Genomic DNA, 17,367 nt, shown 5'->3' on the forward strand with positions numbered 1-17,367 from the left:
GGGTGCGCCGCCGCATGATCCTGGGAAGTGGGAGCCGGACCGGAAGTGTCCGCCCCCACAGGGACCGGCGGACCTGCGCTTTGTACTCCTGGCGGAACCTGCGGGAGCCGGCGTCCTTGAAGAAGTTGCCCGGCTTGGAAAGCTGGACCTTGGGTGGGGACTGCGGCACACCTACGACCAGATCTCAGGACTGCGCGCGAAAGCCAAGCGCCGGGCCCTGGACTGGCAGCACCAGACGACCACCACGATCGCCCGCACGTACGGCACGCTCGTCGTCGAAGCACTCACCATCACGAACATGGTCAAGTCGGCCAAGGGAACCATCGACGCACCGGGGCAGAACGTCGCCCCAAAAGCCGGGCTGAACCGATCCATCAACGCCGAGGCATGGGCCCGCACCGTCACCATGCTCGCCTACAAGAGCGCCCGGCACGGCGGAACCCTCCACAAGGTCCCCGCCCCCCACACCTCCCAGCGCTGCTCCGCGTGCGGCTTCACCACGCCCCGCAACCGGGAGAGTCAGGCCGTGTTCGTGTGCAAGAACCCGCACTGCGGCTGGTCGGGCAACGCCGACCACAACGCGGCCCGCAACGTCTTGCACCTGTACCGGATGGGCCACGCGCTCGTCCCGGCTGCCGGGAGGGCAGTCGTCAGGCGCGCCAAGCGCGTCAAACCCGCTACCGCGAGGTAAGCAGGAACCTCCCGACTTCCAGCCGGGAGAACACTTCAAGTGCCGTCGTAGCCGGCAGTCGGCATGGAGAGCCTGCGGTGCACCTCGGCCTTCATGGCGGGGGTGTAGGTGGGTTCGTCCTGCCCCGCGGTCTCCAGCCGTACGCCGCGCCGCTCGCATTCGGCGGTGAACTCCTCGACGGAGCGCAGCGCCCGGGCCAGGACGCGCCGGTTGGCGGTGACGAACAGGTCGACCTGTCCGGCGTCGATGTCGCGCCAGAGCCCGCAGTGGTCGGCGCGCAGGCCGTAGACCAGCAGGTGTCGGGTGACGACGTACCCGTGTTCGGCGGCCCAGCGCGCGCACATGGCGTGCTGGCCGCGGGTGTCCACGGCGAAGGGGTCGGCGTCGAGTTCCTCGAGCGGGGCCAGGCTGGCGATGGCGGCCACGCGCAGCTCATCCATGGCGCGAGACCCTACTCCGATCCCCGGCCTGGGAGGAGGGGGCGATCGGTCACGGTTGTGCGCGCTTCGGCCTACCCTCGGGGGGACGAGGAGGGAGATCCGCGTGGCGGTGGAGATCACCTGGTGGGGGCATGCCACCTGCACGGTGGAGGACTCCGGCGTACGGGTGCTGACGGACCCGCTGTTCGCGCGCCGGCTCGCGCACCTGCGGCGGCGGGGGGCGTTGCCGCCCCCGGAGGCGGCCGACGCGGACGTGGTGCTGGTGTCGCACCTGCACGCCGACCACCTGCACCTGCCGTCGCTGGCCCGGCTCTCGCCGGGTACCGGGCTGTTGCTGCCGCGCGGGGCGGTGGGCGCCGTGCCGGGGCTGGCGCGCGTCGCGGCCGCGGGCGGGCTGGCGCTGACGGAGGTGGCGCCGGGCGAGGAGGTCACCGTGCGCGGGGGGCTGCGCGTACGGGCGGTCAGCGCGCGGCACGACGGACGGCGGCTGCCGTTCGGCCCGCACCGGGCTCCGGCGCTCGGGTACGTGGTGCGGGGCTCGGCGCGGACGTACTTCGCGGGCGACACCGGCCTGTTCGACACGATGGCCGAGGAGGTGGGGTCGGTGGACGTGGCGCTGCTGCCGGTCGGCGGCTGGGGGCCGTACCTGGGGCCGGGGCACTTGGACGCGGGCCGTGCGGCGCGCGCGCTCGCGGAGCTGGCTCCGGCGGCGGCGGTTCCGGTGCATTACGGGACGTACTGGCCGATCGGGATGGACGCGGTCCGGCCGCACGAGTTCCACGCCCCGGGCGAGGAATTCGTCCGTCTCGCGGCCCGGCTGGCCCCCAAGGTGACGGTACGGGCCCTCGCGCACGGCGAACGGGTGCGGCTGCCGTGACGCTGTGGCCGGCGGCGACGGAGGGCGCGGGGCAGGCCGCGGGCTACCCCGCGTTGTTCGTGCTGGTCGCTCTGGGCGCGCTGGTTCCGGTGATCCCGACGGGTGCGCTGGTGAGTTCGGCCGCGGTGGTGGCCTTCCACCAACCCTCCATGGCGCTCGGGTTGTCGCTGGTGTTCGGGGTGTCCTCGCTCGCGGCGTTCCTCGGGGACCTCGCGCTGTACTGGCTCGGGCGCAGCGGAGTGCGCTCGCGGGGCGGCTCGCGGTGGCTGGAGCGGCTGCGGGGCCGGGCCACTCCTGAGCGGCTGGAGCGGGCGCGGCGCGGGCTCGACGAACACGGGGTGCTGGTCCTGGTGGTCTCGCGGCTGGTCCCGGCCGGGCGGATACCGGTGATGCTGGCGTGCCTGCTGGCCGGGTTGCCGCTGCGGCGGTTCGCACGGGGCGACGGGCCGGCGTGCCTGGCGTGGGCGGCCACGTACGGGCTGATCGGCATCGTGGGCGGGTCGCTGTTCTCGCGACCCTGGAAGGGGGTGGCCGTGGCGGTGGGAGCAACGCTGCTGATCAGCGCCGCCCCGGCGCTGTGGCGGCGGCTGCGCCCCTCGCCCTGAAGGAGGCACGGACCGGGCCGTGGGGTCACAAGGCGCGGGAGGCGCCGATGGCCAGGTCCCCCAGGCACTCGCGCGGCAGCCCGGCCCGGGACCACGCGGCGTGGACCCGGTGCAGGGGCAGGAGGGCGAGGTCGATTCCGGCGGTCAGGACGGTGAGCCCGCCGGTGCGCAGCACCCAACTGGCGTGCCCCGCCCAGGTGACGCACACCGTCCCGGGGACCGCCGGGGGCAGCGGGGCCGGCCGGTAGGGGAGGTCGGGGATGCCGGTGAGTCCCTCGGCACCGGGCCGGAAGGCGCCTTCGTGGGCGAGGCGGGCGAAGGCCCGTACGCCGGGCAGCGGAGTGGTCAGCCGGTCGGTGAACGAGCGGGGCGAGGAGCGAGGTTCCCCGAGGGGCCGGGGCACGGGCAGGGCGGGCGGGGTGTCGGGGGGCGGGCGCGGCGCCGGCCCGAGGGGGATCGGGGGCCCGAGAGGGGTCGGGGGCGGTAGCCGGTTCGCGGCGGACGAACCGGGGCCGGGCCGTGGCCGTGCGTACAACGAGAAATCTCCGTTCTCCTGCGCGGTGGGTTCGGGCGGCGGTTCTCGTCCCGGTTCAGTCGGCCAGGGGCGCCAGCACCGACCGGAGCCGGTCCAGCGAAGCCCGTACGTGCGGCAGCTCCAGGGGCTCCCGGGCGGTGAGGGAGTCGAGCCGCTCCCGGGGGCCCGCCCCCAACAGGGGTCCCGTCGACAGGCGTACGCGCAGCGCGTCGGGCGAGTCCGCGAAGCGCTGGGCGCCGGGCGTTGGCGCCCCGAGGCGGGCGCCGAGCCAGTCCTCCAGTTCCATGGCGTCGCCCACCCCGTGGCGGGCCAGGCCGGTGCGCAGCGGGGTGAGGTCCGCGTAGAGGTGGCGCCCGGCCTGGGGGGGCCGGGCGAACGCGCCGGCGGCGAGCAGCTCGGCGTGCGCCGCGGCGGCCACCGCGCCGTGCAGGGCGGCGGCGGTGTACGCGCGTTCGCCGACGGCGTCGGGTTCGTCGAGCGCGTACGCGGCGGCGCCGGCGACCGGGCCCGCGACGAAGGCGCCGGTGGCGGTGAGGACGTCGAGCGTACGGGCTCGCGGACCGCCGCCGCGCGCCGTGTCGGGGAAGCGGACCACCGCCGCGGGCCAGCCGGCCGGCAAGAGGGAACCGGAGAGGTCGACCAGTACGGCGGCCCGGTCGGGCAGCATCTCGGCGGGGCTGAGCACCAGCGTCTCGTGCGGGCGGTGCACGGTGTCGCGCCAACTCTCGTCGCTGACCACGAACAGACCGGCGGATTCGGCGGCCTCGCACGCCTCGCGCAGCATCTCGGGCGGTGGCACGGTCGCGGTCGGATCGTCGGCGACCGACAACAACAGGACACGCGGGTCACCGCCTTCCGCGCGCACCCGCCGGACGGTTTCCAGCAAGGCGTACGGGTCCGGTACGCCCCCGCACTCCGCGGGCGTCGGGACGTGGAAGGCACGCCGCCCCAGGAGCCGGACCTGGGGTGTCCACCAGGCGGGACAGGGCCGGGGCAGCATCACGTCGCCCCCGTAGGCGCCGAGCAGCGCGAGCAGCAGGCCCGGGGCGCCGGGGCCCGCTGCGACGTTCTCCGGCCGGGTGGGCAGCCCGCGCCGGGCCCAGAACCCGCAGGCGGCCGCCCGGAGCGCCTCCCCGCCACCAGTAGGCTCGGGGGCGGCGCGTCCGGCGGCCCGGGCGAGGACGTCGGTGAGTTCGGGCAGGACGGGCAGGCCGGGTTGCGGGGCGGGCGGGCCGTAGCGGACGGTGCCGCGCTCCTCCACCGTGGTCCGCCCCGGCCCCGCCGTCCCCGACATCGCGCCGCCGCCTTCCCTCGTTCCGTCGTTCCGTGCCCGGGCCGCCCTCTCTGCGGATCATGCCCTTTATCCGGTTATCTACCCCCTATCGCCTGCCCGGGTGCGCCATGCCCGCCGCCATGCCCGCCGCTATGCCCGCCTGCCGAGCAGCGCCAGCAGCCGGGTCTGCGCGTCCGCGCCGGGCGGCACCTCCAGCGGCTCCGCGTACATCCCGGACGGCGCGAGCGCGTCGGCGTACGGCATGACCTCCTTGAGGGAGAACTCGACGAGACCGTCCGGCATCCGGTCGTCGGCCCCGATGGCCCGCGAGAGGTCCCAGGCGTGGACGACGCAGTCGGCGGTCAGTTCCGAGCAGTACGCGGACCCGCGTGCGGGTCCGTACGAGAGCTTCACCGTCTTGTCGAGCGCCCCGGGCGCGGCGAACGCGGAGTGGGCGGCGACGGACGCCCGGTCCCAGGCGACGACCGGGTCGTCGCCGAGGAGGTCGCCGGAGAACGCGTCGCCGACGTCCTCGACCGTGCGGCCCTCGGTGACCAGCGGCGCCACCCACAGTTGCTCGCCGGTGACGTGGTTGACCAGGTCCCGCACCGTCCACTCGGTGCAGGGGGTCGGAGCGCCCCACTGCTCGTCCGCGATGACGCGCACCCGCTCACCGAACAACCGCAGTGCCGCGGCGTGCTGTCGGAGCAGCGTGTCAGGCATGGGTCCCACCGCCTCCGGCGTGGTCGGTCCCCCAGGGGCCACTGTCCTCGCTCCCGACTCGGGCTGCCACCGACCCGGACGGCGCCCTTGCCGGAGAAGGACCATGTCCACATGTCAAAACGCATATCTCAGATGTCGAGCCGATCCTCTACGGTGATCACACGCTTCTACGAGGAGGAGTCACCGCCATGAAGGAGACCGCCGTCTACACGCACGGCCACCACGAGTCGGTCCTGCGGTCGCACCGCTGGCGCACCGCCGAGAACTCGGCCGCCTACCTGATCGGCGAGCTGCGACCGGGCATGTCGGTCCTGGACGTGGGCTGCGGCCCCGGCACCATCACCGCGGACCTGGCGGCGCTGGTGGCACCGGGCGGCCGGGTCACGGCGGTCGACGCGGCGGCCGATGTGCTGGAACAGGCCCGGGCGTACGTGGCCGAACGCGCGCCCGGCGCCCCCGTCGAGTTCGCCACGGCGGACGTGCACGCGCTGGACTTCCCGGACGACTCCTTCGACGTGGTCCACGCCCACCAGGTGCTGCAACACGTCGGGGACCCGGTGCGGGCCCTGCGCGAGATGCGGCGGGTGTGCCGACCCGGCGGGATCGTGGCGGCGCGGGACGCGGACTACGCGGCGATGACGTGGTATCCGGCGACGCCGGGGCTGGAGGAGTGGCAGAGCCTGTACCGCCGGGTGGCGCAGGCCAACGGCGGCGAACCGGACGCGGGGCGGCGGCTGCTGTCGTGGGCCCGGGCGGCCGGGTTCACCGAGGTGGCGGCCTCGGCGACGGCCTGGTGCTACGCCACCCCGGAGGAGGTCGCCTGGTGGTCCTCCCTGTGGGCGGACCGCACGACGGCGTCGGCGTACGCGTCGATCGCGACCTCCGGCGGCCATGCCACACCGGCCACCCTGAGCGCGATCGCCGAGGCGTGGCGGAGCTGGGGCGGGGCCCCCGACGCATGGTTCTCGGTCCTCAACGGCGAGATCCTGGCCCGCGCCTGAAGCGGGCCGGGACGCCGGGAGCCGGGGACGGTCAGGGGGTCTTGGGGCGCATCCGGAAGTCGTAGGCCGGTGGGAGGGGGCGGTCCGTGAGGGTGGACCAGATGTGCTCCAGGGTCTCCTCACCCTCGCGCAGGTCCGGTACTTCGAAGCCGTCCTCGAAGACCCGCCGGGCCGCGCCGAGGTGGCCCTCCGCCGACAGCAGCCGCGCCGCGAGCAGCCGGAAGCGGCCGTGCTCGCGCAGGGTGGGCCGCAGGCGGTCCCAGACGGAGCGCGCCGCCGCGAGCCGGCCGGCCGCCGACAGGGCCGTCAGCGCCTCGCGTCCCAGCGCGGATTCCGCCGCGAGCCACGGTTCGCCGCCCCGGCTCTCCTGCGCCAGGTCCTCGAACGCCTCCGCGTAGCGGTCCGCGGCCCGTTCGGCGTCACCGGCCAGCGCGTCGGCCACCGCCAGACACCTCAGCAGCGGCCACCGCGAGGGCGCCAGCGCCAGGCCTCGCTCCCAACTGCGTACGGCCTGGGCCGTGTCGCCGGCGTGCCACTGGGCGACGCCCAGGTGGTACTCGGTCAGCGGGTCGGCGGGGGCAGTCTCCAGCATGTCCCGCCAGTGCGGGGCCACCAGGGTGTCACCCGGCGGCGCCACCCGGCGGGGCGCGGGGAAGACCCCGGTCCGCCACAGTTCCAGCCAAGGCGTCTGGGCCTCGCCCAGCGTCGACTCCGGGAACGGGGTACCGGGCAGCTTGAAACCCCCGCAGAGCACCTCCAGGGCGCCCCACCCGGAGCCCGTCGCCAGCCGCTCCCCCGGCGCCTCGTCGGCCGCCGCGCGCCACGCCGCGTACGCCTCCGCCACCCGCTGGGCGGGCAGCGCCGCGTCCAGCGCCGCCGAGGCCGCGCCGCGCGCCGCCGCCCAGTCGGGGCCGTGCACGGTGGCGGGGTCCGCGCCGAGCGGCCCGTACGCCTCCAGCCAGTCGAACTCCGCCCCGGCCTCCAGGCGCACGTGCTCCAGTTGGGTCCGGGCGAGCCCCGCCTGGATCTCGGCGTAGCCTCCCGTGCCGGGTTCGGTCAGCCACTCCTGCCACCGCCGGCCGCCGTCGCCCGATCCCCACGTGAACAGCTTGCGCCCGCGCAGGCGCGCGGTGGACGTCTGTACGAGTCCGCGGCCCTCGGCATCGAGGGAGGCGATCCACGGCCGGACGCCCTCCGGGACCTCGTAGAAGAAGTCGGCGGGGAGCTCGCCGCGCGTCGGGTACGTACGGTCCGCGCCCTCCCACTCCGGGACCGGGACCCGCCGCAGCGAGCGCTCGTAGCCGAAGTGCCACGCCTCGTCCGCCGGCGCCAACACCCGGGTCCCCGGGTCCTCGGGGACGGCGATGTTGGACCACCAGTAGACGGGGACGGGCAGCTCGTGCGGGTTGCGCACCCGGACGCCCACGTAGAGGAACTCCGAGTCCCCCGGCAGCCACAGGTCCACCTGGAAGGGCAGGTCGCGCAGCCGCTCCCACTCCCACAGCCGGAGCATCACGCCGCCGTCCGGCGCCGGGACGAGCGCGGCGTGCAGCGGGGCGCAGGACAAGGTGGTGTGCCCGGTCGCGCCGATGTTCCATTCCACGCCGCCCGAGAACCAGGCGCCGTTGAGGGCGAAGTTCGCGGGCTGGAACACCGGGTTGCGGTAGAGGAGTTCCCGCCCGGTGGGGAGGTGGACGAGCGAGTGGATCCGGCCGCCGAGCTCGGGAAGGACGGTGACCCGCAGATGGGCGTTCTCGATGACGACCGCTTCGAAGTCCCGCTTGCGCCGGGCGCGTTCGTACCCGTCACGGACACGGACGGGCAGCAGCGAACGCAGCGGTTCGTAGCCGATCTGGCGGGCCATGTCGCGCGGCAGCCCCTGCCGCGCCCGCTCGTCCAGTACGTGTACCTCGGCGGGCGCGCGCAGGGCGGGCAGCGGGTTCTCGGGGCCGAGCGGGGCGGCGGGGAGGGTCAGCGGAGCACGTCGGACGGTGGTGGCCATGAAGGAATGGAACACGCCGTACCGGCCGGTGCACAGGGGTTCCGCGGATCACCACCGGTCAGGATTACGCAAAGCGATGGCCCACGGATGACCGACGGATGTCCTACGGGTGCCCTATGGCGCGGTCAGCGCCCAGCGCTCGTGGTCCCGCCAGCCGCCGTCGACGCGGAGGAAGTCGGGGGAGAACCCCTCCCGCCGGAAGCCGTGCCGGCGGACGAGCCCCAGGGAGGCGGCGTTGCCGGGCTGGATGTTGGCCTCCAGTCGGTGCAGACCGAGGCCGCCCTCCGCCGCCGGGGCGAAGGCGTGGGTCAGGACCAGGCCGAACGCCTCGCCGAGCAGTCCGCGCCCCGCCGCGTGGGCGAACGCCCCGTAGCCGAGGGCGCCGCACTGGAAGGCGCCGCGGACGATGTTGTTGATGTTGACGAAGCCGGCCAGTGCGCCGGTGGCGCGTTCGCACACGAGGAACCCGGCGCGCTGGTCACCGTCGAACCGGGCCGCGTAGGGCTCGTAGTCCTCGACCGTGTCGGGCGGGAACAGCCAGGGCCGGTGCAGGTCCCGGCTCTCTCGGGCGCGGGCGGTGAACTCGGGGCCGTCGGCGGCACGGTAGCCGCGGATCGCGACGCGGGGGCCTTCACGCAGGGAGTGGAGATCGACCATCCCTCCAGCCTATGTCCGACGACGGGGCCGTACCCGGACCGAACGGCCTCAGGGCTCAAGGGTCAGCTCCGGCACGTCCGTCCGCTCGATACCGAACACCTTGACGTAGAGGGCGAGTTCGGCCTCCAGCGCCCGGACCATGGTGTCCGCGCGCCGGAAGCCGTGGCCCTCGCCCGGGAAAGTGAGGTACGCGTGCGGCACCGAGCGGCCCCGCAGCGCGGCCAGGAAGCGCTCGGCCTGGGCCGGCGGACAGACCGGGTCGTCGAGGCCCTGCAGCAGCACGAAGGGGGCGGTGACCCGGTCGGCGCGGGCCACCGGGGAGCGTTCGCGGCAGCGCACCCCGAGGATCTGCGGCGGCCCGGCCAGGCCGTCGACGTAGTGGGACTCCAGGTCATGCGTCTCCTCCGCGAAGCCCGTCAGGTCCAGCACGGGGTAGATCATCGCCGCGCAGGCGTACAGGTCGGTCGCGGCCAGGGAGGCCGCCGCCGTCCAGCCGCCGGCGCTGGCGCCGCGGATCGCGAGCCGGTCCGGATCGGCTGTGCCCTCGGCGGCCAGGGCCCGGGCCACGGCCGCGCAGTCCTCCACGTCGACCACGCCCCACTGCTCGCGCAGCCGCTCGCGGTAGGCGCGGCCGTAGCCGGAGGAGCCACCGTAGTTGACCTCGACGACGCCGATGCCCCGCGAGGTGAAGTAGGCGATGTGCAGGTCCAGTACGGGTGGTACGTGATCGGTCGGGCCGCCGTGTGCCCAGACCACGTACGGGGGCAGCTCGTCGGCCGGCGCCGGCCGGTCGGGGTGGTGCGGCGGGTAGACGTGGGCGTGGATCTCCCGGCCGCCCGGGCCGAGGAAGGTCCGGCTCTGCGGTTCGGGGAAGTACGCGGGGTCCACGGGGGCGGCGGCCCGGGCTCCGATGACCCGGGCGTGGCCGGAGGCGGTGTCCAGCTCGACCACCTCGTAGCCGCTGCGCGGGCTGGCGGCGACCCCGTACACCCGCGTGTCGTGCACGGCGAGGGTGGGTTGCCAGGCCGTCCACGGCCCGGCCGCGTCGACCAGGTCCGCGGTGTCGGGGTCGAGCACGCCGAGCACCGAGGAGCCCAGGCCGTGCAGGACGGCGATCAGCCGGTCCGGCAGCGGGGCGATCCAGGCCAGGCCGGGCTTCCACAGCGGGCCGCCGAACTCCTCCTCGCGCGGGCACAGGTTGACGACCTCGCCGGTGTCCGGGTCGACGCGGTACGGGTTCCACCAGCCGCAGCGGTCGCTCACCGCGAGGAGGGTCCCGTCGGCGGCCCACTCCACCTGGGCCACGGCCTCCTCGGGTCCGCCGAGCACGGTGCGGGGCTCGGCGAGCACGTCGGCACCGGCGACCTCGGCCCCGATGGCCTCGGCCCCGGTGACCTCCGCTTCGGTGACCTCCGCTTGGGTGATCTCGGCCAGCAGCAGTTCCGTGCCGTCCCAGGGCATCCGAGGGTGGTCCCACACCAGCCGGACCGCGAACCGCCCGTCCGCGGAGATCCGGGGGCCGGTGGTGAACCGGTGCCGGTCGTCGGTCAGTTCGCGCACCCGGGACCGGTCGGCGGCGGCCGATCCGTCCAACGGCACGGCCGCCACCACGCGGCGCACGTCGGTGGGCGCGGGGCCGGTGAACTCCTCCAGCACGCACCACACTTCTTCGCCGCGCAGCACCGGGTCGGCCCAGCGCAGCCCGCCGCCGACCGCCGAGGACGGGGTGAGCGGCCGGGGCGGCGGGCCGCCGGGCGCGTCGGGCTCGTACGCGTACAGCCGCTGGTCGGCGTGGTGGACGAACACCACCAGCGGCCCGCCGGCGGCTCGGGCGGTACCGGCCCAGGGGCGGCCCCCGTACTCGGTCAGCCGGCTGCGGACGTTCCAGGGCGCGTCCAGTACCGACCGCTCGGGGCCCCCGTCGGCGGGCCTGCGGACCAGGGTGCGGCGGCCTCCCTCGGCGGGTCGGGGCTCGGTCCACCACACCTCGGGGCCGACCGTGCCCACGTACTCGGGCCGTCCGTCGAGCGACGCGGCCAACGCGGCGTCGATGGGCGAGGGCCAGCTCCCGTAGGACCCGGCCGCCGGAGCCGTCATCGTCCGGCCCCCGTCACAGGGCGCGCAGCGCGCGGTCGAGCACCCGGACCCCGAAGTGCAGGGCGTCCACGGGTACCCGCTCGTCCACGCCGTGGAAGAGGGACCAGTAGTCGTAGCCGGGCGGCAGCTTGAGCGGGGAGAAGCCGTAGCCGGTGATGCCGAGCCGGGAGAACTGCTTGGCGTCGGTGCCGCCCGCCATGCAGAACGGCACCACGTGCCCTTCGGGATCGAAGTGCTCGACGCTCTCGCGCAGGATGCCGAACGTCCGTCCGGTGACGGGGGCTTCAAGTGGCACTTCCCGGTGGTGGAACTCCCAGCGCACATCGGGACCGGTGAGTTCGTCGAGGGTGGCGATGAACTCGTCCTCGCCCCCGGGCAGCACCCGTCCGTCGACGTAGGCGGTGGCGTGCTCCGGAATGACGTTCAGCTTGTAACCGGCGTTGAACATGGTCGGGTTGGCGCTGTTGCGGAGCGTGGCCTCGACCAGTCCGGCGGCCGGGCCGAGCTTGCCGAGGAGTGCGTCGAGGTCGGTGTCGCGTGCGCGCGGGTTGACGGACAGCCCTTGGACCGCGGCGAGTTCGGTCAGGCAGGCGGCGACGGTGTCGGTCAGCCGAACGGGCCACTCGTGGGCGCCGATCCGCGCGACGGCCGCGGCGAGTCGGGTCACGGCGTTGGCGCGGTTGGGCTTGGAGCCGTGGCCGGCGGTGCCGTGCGCCGTCAGCTTCAGCCAAGCGGTACCGCGTTCCCCGGCGGCGATCGGGTAGAGGGGCCGACCCGGGCCGGCGTGCAGGGTGAAGGCGCCGGATTCGCTGATGCCCTCGGTACAGCCCTCGAACAGGTGGGGGTGGCGGTCGGCGAGGAATCCCGATCCGTCGACGGCGCTGTCCTCCTCGTCGGCGGTGAAGGCGAGCACGATGTCCCGGCGGGGCTTGGTACCGGCCCGCGCCCAGGCGCGTACGACGGCCAGCACCATCGCGTCCATGTTCTTCATGTCGACTGCTCCGCGGCCCCAGACCACGCCGTCGCGGATCTCCCCGGAGAAGGGGTCCACGCTCCAGTCGGCGGCCTCGGCCGGGACAACGTCGAGGTGGCCGTGGACGAGGAGGGCGTCGGCGGACGGGTCACTGCCCTCGATCCGGGCGACGACGTTGGTGCGTCCCGGGGTCCGTTCCAGCAGGACCGGTTCCAGCCCGGTGGCGGCGAGCCGCTCGGCGACGTACTCGGCGGCGGGTCGTTCCCGGCAGTCGCCGGCGCCGCGGTTGGTGGTGTCGATGCGGATGAGGCCTGAGGTGAACTCGACCGCTTCGTCGAGCGCCGTCCGGTCCATGGTCCCGTCGGTGGCCACGGTCTCGTCCGTGGGGCCGTCGGTCGAACACATGGGCTGCATGTCAGCCATACTGCTCCTCCACGGCAGCCGAGACGACCGTCGTGACCGCCTTGAAGGTACGGATGCCCTCGAACATGGTCTCGCTGGTGTACGCGATCCGGCGCTCGCCCGAACGGGCGACACCGGGGATCACCGTCGCGGCCGCCGGCAGGTGCTCGGCGTCGAACTCCACCTCGACGGTGAAGGGCCCGCGCGCGTGGGGTTCGTGGCGGACGGCCAGACGGGTCGCCCGCTTGGCGGCGGTACGGATGTCGGCGGCGGTACGGGCGGGGGTGCGGCACACCGCCGCGTAGCGCGAGACGTGGTCCTTGACGGCGACGCTCTCCGCGCCGGGGGCGTAACCGGCGGCGTCGGCGCAGGTCAGGTCGTCGCCGGTGACCAGGATGACGGGGACGCCGTACTCGGCGACGACGTGGGCGTTCAGCCGGCCCTCGCCGGCCGGGACCCCGTTGAGCCAGACGCCGGTGATGCTGTTGGCGAGGTAGGTGTGGGCGAGTACGCCCTCGGCGCCGGCGCCGGTGTGGTAGCCGACGAAGGCGATGCCGTCGACGTCGCCGTGCTGGACGCCCTCGACCATGGAGAGGGACTTGTGCCGGCCGGTGAGCATCTCGGCGCGCTCGTCGAGCCGCTCCAGCAGCAGGTTGCGCATGGTCCAGTGCGCCTCGTTGACGAGGACCTCGTCGGCACCGCCGTCGAAGAAGCCGAGGACGGCCGCGTTCACGTCGGAGGTGAACAGGGAGCGGCAGCGTTCCCACTGCGCGGTGCCGGGCAGTACGTCGGCGGGCCAGGTGACGCCGGTGGCGCCTTCCATGTCGGCGGAGATGAGGATCTTCATCGGTCCCCCGGTGGGTCGGGTCGCGGACGGTCCACCCTAGCGGCCGGGGGCCCTCCCGGCCCGGGGCCACGCCCGGTCCCGGGCCTGCTCACCGGGCGCGCTCACCGGGCGCGCTCACCGGGGCCGGGAATTCCACCCGAACCGGTGAGTCGCCCGGCTGCCCCTTGGGGCAACGGCCTTGCTCAGCCCTCGACTTCGGCGGCCAGGTTGGCGAGCACGGTGTCGTAGATGCGGCCGAGGCCCTTGGGAGCGAAGGTGCGCTCGAAGAAGCCGCCGACGCCGCCGGCGCCGTTCCACACGGTGGAGACGACGGCCTTGGACTTGCCCTCGCCGGCCGGGGTCACGGTCCAGGTGGTGACCATGGAGGAGTTGCGGTCCTTCTCGACGAGCTGTCCGTCGGTGGGCTCGCTGACCTCCAGGAGGCAGTCCCGTACGCGCTTGCTGGTGGCCTGGAGCTTCCAGTGGACGAGGGTGCCCTCGCCGTCGCCGCCCTCGCGCACCTCGTACTCGCTGAAGTGCTCGGGCAGCAGCTTGCCCCGGGTCCCGGTGTAGTCCGCCAGCGCGTCGAACACCGTCTCCGCGTCGGCCGCGATGATCCGCTCCGTGGTGGCCTCGACCTGCGCCATGGCTGTTCCTCCAGCAGTTGTGTCCGCTCGTCGCGGCAAGCCAACCACCTCCGGGGCGGGCGCCCAAATCCGGGTCGGGCGTCACAGCGCGCGAAGACGAGACCGGGCCCCGGCGGAGAGCCTCCGCGTAGACGGGGTCGGGGGCGCTGTCGCCTCGCCGTCGCGGGCGCCGGTGACATCACCGCGGGGGTCGCCCCGCACGATCATGGGAACGTTTGTTCTATTCTCGGGGATGAGACACCGAGGGAGGCGCTCATGCGCTGGGACAATCTGACGGGCGGCCCCGGGGCCCCCGACGCGGGAGGGGCCCTCTTCGGGGCCGCCTCCGTCGTCACGCGGACCTTCGACACCCCCGAGTTCCGCGGGATCACCTTCCACGAGGTCCGCGCCCGCTCGATCCTCAACCGGGTGCCCGGCGCCTCGCGCATGCCGTTCGAGTGGACGGTCAACCCGTACCGCGGGTGCAGCCACGCCTGCGTGTACTGCTTCGCCCGCAAGACCCACAGCTACCTCGACCTCGACACCGGCATCGACTTCGACTCGCAGATCGTCGTCAAGACCAACGCCCCCGAGCTGCTGCGCCGCGAACTCGCTTCCGGCCGGTGGACCGGCGCGCACGTCGCCATGGGCACCAACGTCGACTGCTACCAGCGCGCCGAAGGCCGCTACCGCCTGATGCCCGGGATCATCGAGGCCCTGCGCGAGCGGGCCAACCCCTTCTCCATTCTGACCAAGGGGACCCTGATCCTGCGCGACCTCCCGCTGCTGCGCCGGGCCGCCGAGGTCGCCGAGGTCGGCATCTCCGTCTCCGTCGGCTTCACGGACACCGCCCTGTGGCGGACCGTCGAGCCCGGCACGCCCTCCCCCGCCGCCCGGCTGGGAGCCGTACGGACCCTCACCGACGCCGGGATCGAGTGCGGGGTGCTGATGGCCCCGGTGATCCCCTTCCTCGGGGACTCCCCGGAGCAGCTGCGGGCCACCGTCCGGGCCGTCGCCGAGTCCGGGGCGACCTCCGTGACCCCGCTGGTACTCCATCTGCGGCCGGGTGCCCGCGAGTGGTTCACGGCGTGGCTGGGGGCCCACCACCCCCACCTCGTCGAACGGTACGAGCGGATGTACGCGGGCGGCTCGTACGCACCCACCTGGTACCAGCGGCAGATCACCCGACAAGTCCACGAGCTCGCCGCCGAATTCGACATCGGACCTTCCCGACGGGGCGCGGCCCGCAGGATCCCCCTCCCCGAACGCCCGGCCGGGCCCGCGCCCGCCGAGCCGGTCCAGCTCAGCCTCCTGTGACCTCGTACGGCCCCTGAACGCTCATCACATCGGGCCAATGAGCGGCGCAATCCGGGCTTCCGGGTGTGGTTTCCGGGACGATTCCGCCCAGAACCCTCGGCTGGGAGGCCCCATGCTCGACCCCTTGAAGACGCGCGGCTCCGTGAAGGTCAAGAACCGTGCCGCCGTCCTGCTCTCGATCGCGACCGTCGCCGCCCTCGCCACGCCGGTCACGGCCGCCCCGGCCGGCGCGGCGGGCCCGGCCGGCGCGGCGGCGGCGGCGCTGCGCTGGACCGGCTGCGCGACCACCCGCTACCCCTCGCTGCAGTGCGCCTCCCTCAAGGTCCCGCTCGACCACGACAACCCCGGCGGCCGGCAGATCTCCCTGGCGCTGACCCGGGTCCGGCACACGGCGGCGAAGTCGCAGGGTCCGCTGCTGGTCAACCCGGGCGGGCCGGGCGGCAGCGGCCGGGCGCTGGCCGGTTTCGTCGCCTCCGCGCTGCCGAAGGACGTGGCCGCCGCGTACGACGTGATCGGGTTCGACCCGCGCGGCGTCGGCAAGAGCGAGCCGACCCTGGACTGCGCCGCCGGCTACTTCGCCCCGGTGCGGCCGGACTCCGTCCCCACCGACGGGCGCGCCGAACAGGCCAACCTCGACCGGGTCAAGTCCTTCGCCGAGTCCTGCCAGACCAAGCACGCGGACGTGCTCCCGTACATCGACACCGTCTCGGCCGCCCGCGACCTGGAGACGCTGCGCACGGCCCTGGGAGCGGCGAAGCTCAGCTACTTCGGCTACTCGTACGGGACCTACCTCGGCGCGGTGTACGCCAAGCTCCACCCGGACCGGGTGCACCGCCTGGTCCTGGACTCCGTCGTCGACCCGGGCGGGGTCTGGTACGAGGACAACCTCGCCCAGGACCGGGCTTTCGACGCCCGTCACAAGGCGTTCCTGGCGTGGGTGGCGCAGTACGACGAGAAGTACCGGCTCGGCAGCGACCCGGCGGAGGTGGAGCGCCGCTGGTACGAGATGCGCGAGGCGCTGCGGGAGACGCCGGCGGGCGGGAAGGTCGGCGCGTCCGAGCTGGAGGACACCTTCATGCCGGGCGGGTACTACAACGGCTACTGGCCCAACCTGGCCGAGGCGTTCTCCGCGTACTCTGTGACCAAGGACGAGAAGCCGCTGGTGGCGGCGTACGAACGGTTCGGCGCGGTCGAGCCGGCGGCCGGCAACGGCTACAGCGTGTACACGGCCGTGCAGTGCCGGGACTCGGCGTGGCCGAAGGACTGGGACACCTGGCGGGCCGACATGTGGCGCACGCACGCCGAGGCGCCCTTCATGACCTGGAACAACGCCTGGTACAACGCGCCGTGCGCGTTCTGGAAAACCGAGCCGCTCGCCGCGCCGGACGTGACGAACGCCGACCTCTCCTCGGCGCTGCTGTTGCAGGCGACGGAGGACGCGGCCACCCCGTTCGGCGGCGCGCTGAGCATGCGGGACAAGCTCAAGGGCGCGGCCCTGGTGGTCGAGGAGGGCGGCGGCAACCACGGGATCGCGCTGAGCGGCAACAAGTGCCTGGACGACAAGCTGGCGACCTACCTGCGGACGGGCAAGACGGCGGACGCCACCTGCCCGGCGCAACCGGCCCCCAAGCCGACCGCCGCGACCCGCGCCCTCCCCCGCTCCGCCGGCGGCTCGACCTTGCACGGCCTCCTGGGCTTCCGGGGCTGATGCCCGCCGGGCGCCCGCCCGGTCAGCTGCCCGCCCCGCCGGGGGCGGGCAGCGCGCGCAGGGAGGCGGTGGCCGCGACCGCCAGGCGGGGGTGGGACTGGGCGCGGGTCAGGACGTCGTGGGCGCGGGGGTCGGCCAGGGTGCCGAGGCCCTCGACGCACGCCAGGGCGACGCGCCAGTACGGGTCGTGCGGCGCGAGGAGCCGGGAGAGGGTGCGGATCAACGCGGGCGCCGACTCGGGGGCCCGCAGGGCGGTGAGCAGGCGCACCGGGTGCAGGGCGTAGGCGGTGCGGAGTTCGTTCGTCGCCAGGGCCGCCGCCGCGCGGGCCGTGCGCGGGTCGCCGAGGACGGCCAGCGCCTGGGCGGCGGCCTCACAGCGCGGCGGGTCGCGGTGGTTGAGCAGCAGCACCAAGGCCTCGAAGGCCCGCCGGTCCCCCGCCATCCCCAGCCGGTACGCGGCCAGTTCGCGGGCCCACAGGGGCCGTCCGGGTGAAGTCAGCGCGTCCGCGAGCCCGTCGGGGCCGGCCGCCAGCAGCGCTTCGTACTCCGCCGACCGTCCCGCTTCGCCGCGCAGCCGCTCCAGTACCTGGTTCACGCCCCCACCCTAGGCCCGC

At 74.4% G+C, this 17,367-nt stretch carries 15 protein-coding genes and 2 pseudogenes; 6 read left to right on the plus strand and 11 right to left on the minus strand.

The genetic code is table 11. The annotated features are described in order from the left end of the window. Positions 1-166 precede the first annotated feature (166 nt). A pseudogene (locus ABZ934_RS03275) lies at positions 167-691 on the plus strand (transposase); the annotation flags it as partial. Positions 692-726: 35 nt separating this feature from the next. Here ABZ934_RS03275 and ABZ934_RS03280 read toward each other — a convergent pair. Next, complete coding sequence (locus ABZ934_RS03280; RefSeq protein ID WP_361307941.1) at positions 727-1,131, minus strand: hypothetical protein; 405 nt, start codon at positions 1,129-1,131, stop codon at positions 727-729. Positions 1,132-1,234: 103 nt separating this feature from the next. Between ABZ934_RS03280 and ABZ934_RS03285 the strand changes: the two genes are divergently transcribed. Together ABZ934_RS03285 and ABZ934_RS03290 are read left to right on the plus strand one after the other, a co-directional pair. Continuing rightward, entirely contained in the window at positions 1,235-2,008 is a 774-nt protein-coding gene (locus ABZ934_RS03285; RefSeq protein WP_361307943.1) for an MBL fold metallo-hydrolase, read from the plus strand. Further along, positions 2,005-2,613 (plus strand): VTT domain-containing protein, encoded by a 609-nt coding sequence (locus ABZ934_RS03290; RefSeq protein WP_361307945.1) that lies wholly within the window; start codon positions 2,005-2,007, stop codon positions 2,611-2,613. Before ABZ934_RS03285 ends, ABZ934_RS03290 begins: the two co-directional genes overlap by 4 nt. Before the next feature lie 142 nt (positions 2,614-2,755). On the opposite strand, the pseudogene ABZ934_RS03295 reads toward ABZ934_RS03290, so the two are convergent. From ABZ934_RS03295 to ABZ934_RS03305, 3 genes and pseudogenes are all read right to left on the minus strand, one after another. Beyond that, positions 2,756-3,070: pseudogene (locus tag ABZ934_RS03295) on the minus strand (hypothetical protein); the annotation flags it as partial. A gap of 133 nt (positions 3,071-3,203) precedes the next feature. Beyond that, positions 3,204-4,442, minus strand: coding sequence for an aminotransferase class I/II-fold pyridoxal phosphate-dependent enzyme (locus ABZ934_RS03300; RefSeq protein WP_361307947.1), 1,239 nt, complete (start codon positions 4,440-4,442; stop codon positions 3,204-3,206). A gap of 129 nt (positions 4,443-4,571) precedes the next feature. After that, the gene (locus ABZ934_RS03305; protein ID WP_361307949.1) at positions 4,572-5,144 is read right to left on the minus strand and encodes a TIGR03086 family metal-binding protein; all 573 of its coding nucleotides are present in this window, start codon (positions 5,142-5,144) and stop codon (positions 4,572-4,574) included. A gap of 188 nt (positions 5,145-5,332) precedes the next feature. Between ABZ934_RS03305 and ABZ934_RS03310 the strand changes: the two genes are divergently transcribed. Next, positions 5,333-6,145, plus strand: coding sequence for a methyltransferase domain-containing protein (locus ABZ934_RS03310; RefSeq protein WP_361307951.1), 813 nt, complete (start codon positions 5,333-5,335; stop codon positions 6,143-6,145). Between the two features lie 31 nt (positions 6,146-6,176). Here ABZ934_RS03310 and ABZ934_RS03315 read toward each other — a convergent pair whose 3' ends face one another. From ABZ934_RS03315 to ABZ934_RS03340, 6 genes are all read right to left on the minus strand, one after another. Next, a complete protein-coding gene (locus ABZ934_RS03315) occupies positions 6,177-8,147 on the minus strand; it encodes a DUF5107 domain-containing protein (protein WP_361307953.1) in 1,971 nt (656 codons plus the stop codon). Between the two features lie 114 nt (positions 8,148-8,261). Further along, the gene (locus ABZ934_RS03320; protein WP_361307955.1) at positions 8,262-8,804 is read right to left on the minus strand and encodes a GNAT family N-acetyltransferase; all 543 of its coding nucleotides are present in this window, start codon (positions 8,802-8,804) and stop codon (positions 8,262-8,264) included. A gap of 48 nt (positions 8,805-8,852) precedes the next feature. Next, entirely contained in the window at positions 8,853-10,901 is a 2,049-nt protein-coding gene (locus ABZ934_RS03325) for a prolyl oligopeptidase family serine peptidase (protein WP_361307957.1), read from the minus strand. A 13-nt stretch (positions 10,902-10,914) separates the two neighbouring features. Continuing rightward, positions 10,915-12,228, minus strand: coding sequence for a M20/M25/M40 family metallo-hydrolase (locus tag ABZ934_RS03330; RefSeq protein WP_361308705.1), 1,314 nt, complete (start codon positions 12,226-12,228; stop codon positions 10,915-10,917). Positions 12,229-12,289: 61 nt separating this feature from the next. After that, a complete protein-coding gene (locus ABZ934_RS03335) occupies positions 12,290-13,123 on the minus strand; it encodes a M55 family metallopeptidase (RefSeq protein ID WP_361307959.1) in 834 nt (277 codons plus the stop codon). A 182-nt stretch (positions 13,124-13,305) separates the two neighbouring features. Then, a complete protein-coding gene (locus ABZ934_RS03340; RefSeq protein ID WP_361307961.1) occupies positions 13,306-13,749 on the minus strand; it encodes an SRPBCC family protein in 444 nt (147 codons plus the stop codon). 255 nt (positions 13,750-14,004) lie between these two features. Here ABZ934_RS03340 and ABZ934_RS03345 point away from each other — a divergent pair, with 255 nt between their 5' ends. Then, entirely contained in the window at positions 14,005-15,045 is a 1,041-nt protein-coding gene (locus tag ABZ934_RS03345; protein ID WP_361307963.1) for an Rv2578c family radical SAM protein, read from the plus strand. Positions 15,046-15,157: 112 nt separating this feature from the next. Next, on the plus strand, positions 15,158-16,753 hold the full coding sequence (locus tag ABZ934_RS03350; protein ID WP_361307965.1) for an alpha/beta hydrolase: 1,596 nt from the start codon (positions 15,158-15,160) through the stop codon (positions 16,751-16,753). Between the two features lie 22 nt (positions 16,754-16,775). Here the strand turns inward: ABZ934_RS03350 and ABZ934_RS03355 are convergent, their stop codons facing one another. Then, positions 16,776-17,348, minus strand: coding sequence for an adenylosuccinate lyase (locus ABZ934_RS03355; protein ID WP_361307967.1), 573 nt, complete (start codon positions 17,346-17,348; stop codon positions 16,776-16,778). Positions 17,349-17,367 lie beyond the last annotated feature (19 nt).

It is taken from the genome of Streptomyces sp. NPDC046557 (assembly GCF_040645975.1).
Lineage (GTDB): Bacteria > Actinomycetota > Actinomycetes > Streptomycetales > Streptomycetaceae > Streptomyces.

Excerpts from the sequence above, each read along its gene's own strand:
- ABZ934_RS03280 (WP_361307941.1), bottom strand. The coding sequence starts at position 1,131 with ATGGATGAGCTGCGCGTGGCCGCCATCGCCAGCCTGGCCCCGCTCGAG.
- ABZ934_RS03300 (WP_361307947.1), bottom strand. The coding sequence starts at position 4,442 with ATGTCGGGGACGGCGGGGCCGGGGCGGACCACGGTGGAGGAGCGCGGC.
- ABZ934_RS03305 (WP_361307949.1), bottom strand. The coding sequence starts at position 5,144 with ATGCCTGACACGCTGCTCCGACAGCACGCCGCGGCACTGCGGTTGTTC.
- ABZ934_RS03310 (WP_361307951.1), top strand. The coding sequence starts at position 5,333 with ATGAAGGAGACCGCCGTCTACACGCACGGCCACCACGAGTCGGTCCTG.
- ABZ934_RS03315 (WP_361307953.1), bottom strand. The coding sequence starts at position 8,147 with ATGGCCACCACCGTCCGACGTGCTCCGCTGACCCTCCCCGCCGCCCCG.
- ABZ934_RS03320 (WP_361307955.1), bottom strand. The coding sequence starts at position 8,804 with ATGGTCGATCTCCACTCCCTGCGTGAAGGCCCCCGCGTCGCGATCCGC.
- ABZ934_RS03325 (WP_361307957.1), bottom strand. The coding sequence starts at position 10,901 with ATGACGGCTCCGGCGGCCGGGTCCTACGGGAGCTGGCCCTCGCCCATC.
- ABZ934_RS03330 (WP_361308705.1), bottom strand. The coding sequence starts at position 12,228 with ATGGACCGGACGGCGCTCGACGAAGCGGTCGAGTTCACCTCAGGCCTC.
- ABZ934_RS03335 (WP_361307959.1), bottom strand. The coding sequence starts at position 13,123 with ATGAAGATCCTCATCTCCGCCGACATGGAAGGCGCCACCGGCGTCACC.
- ABZ934_RS03340 (WP_361307961.1), bottom strand. The coding sequence starts at position 13,749 with ATGGCGCAGGTCGAGGCCACCACGGAGCGGATCATCGCGGCCGACGCG.
- ABZ934_RS03345 (WP_361307963.1), top strand. The coding sequence starts at position 14,005 with ATGCGCTGGGACAATCTGACGGGCGGCCCCGGGGCCCCCGACGCGGGA.
- ABZ934_RS03350 (WP_361307965.1), top strand. The coding sequence starts at position 15,158 with ATGCTCGACCCCTTGAAGACGCGCGGCTCCGTGAAGGTCAAGAACCGT.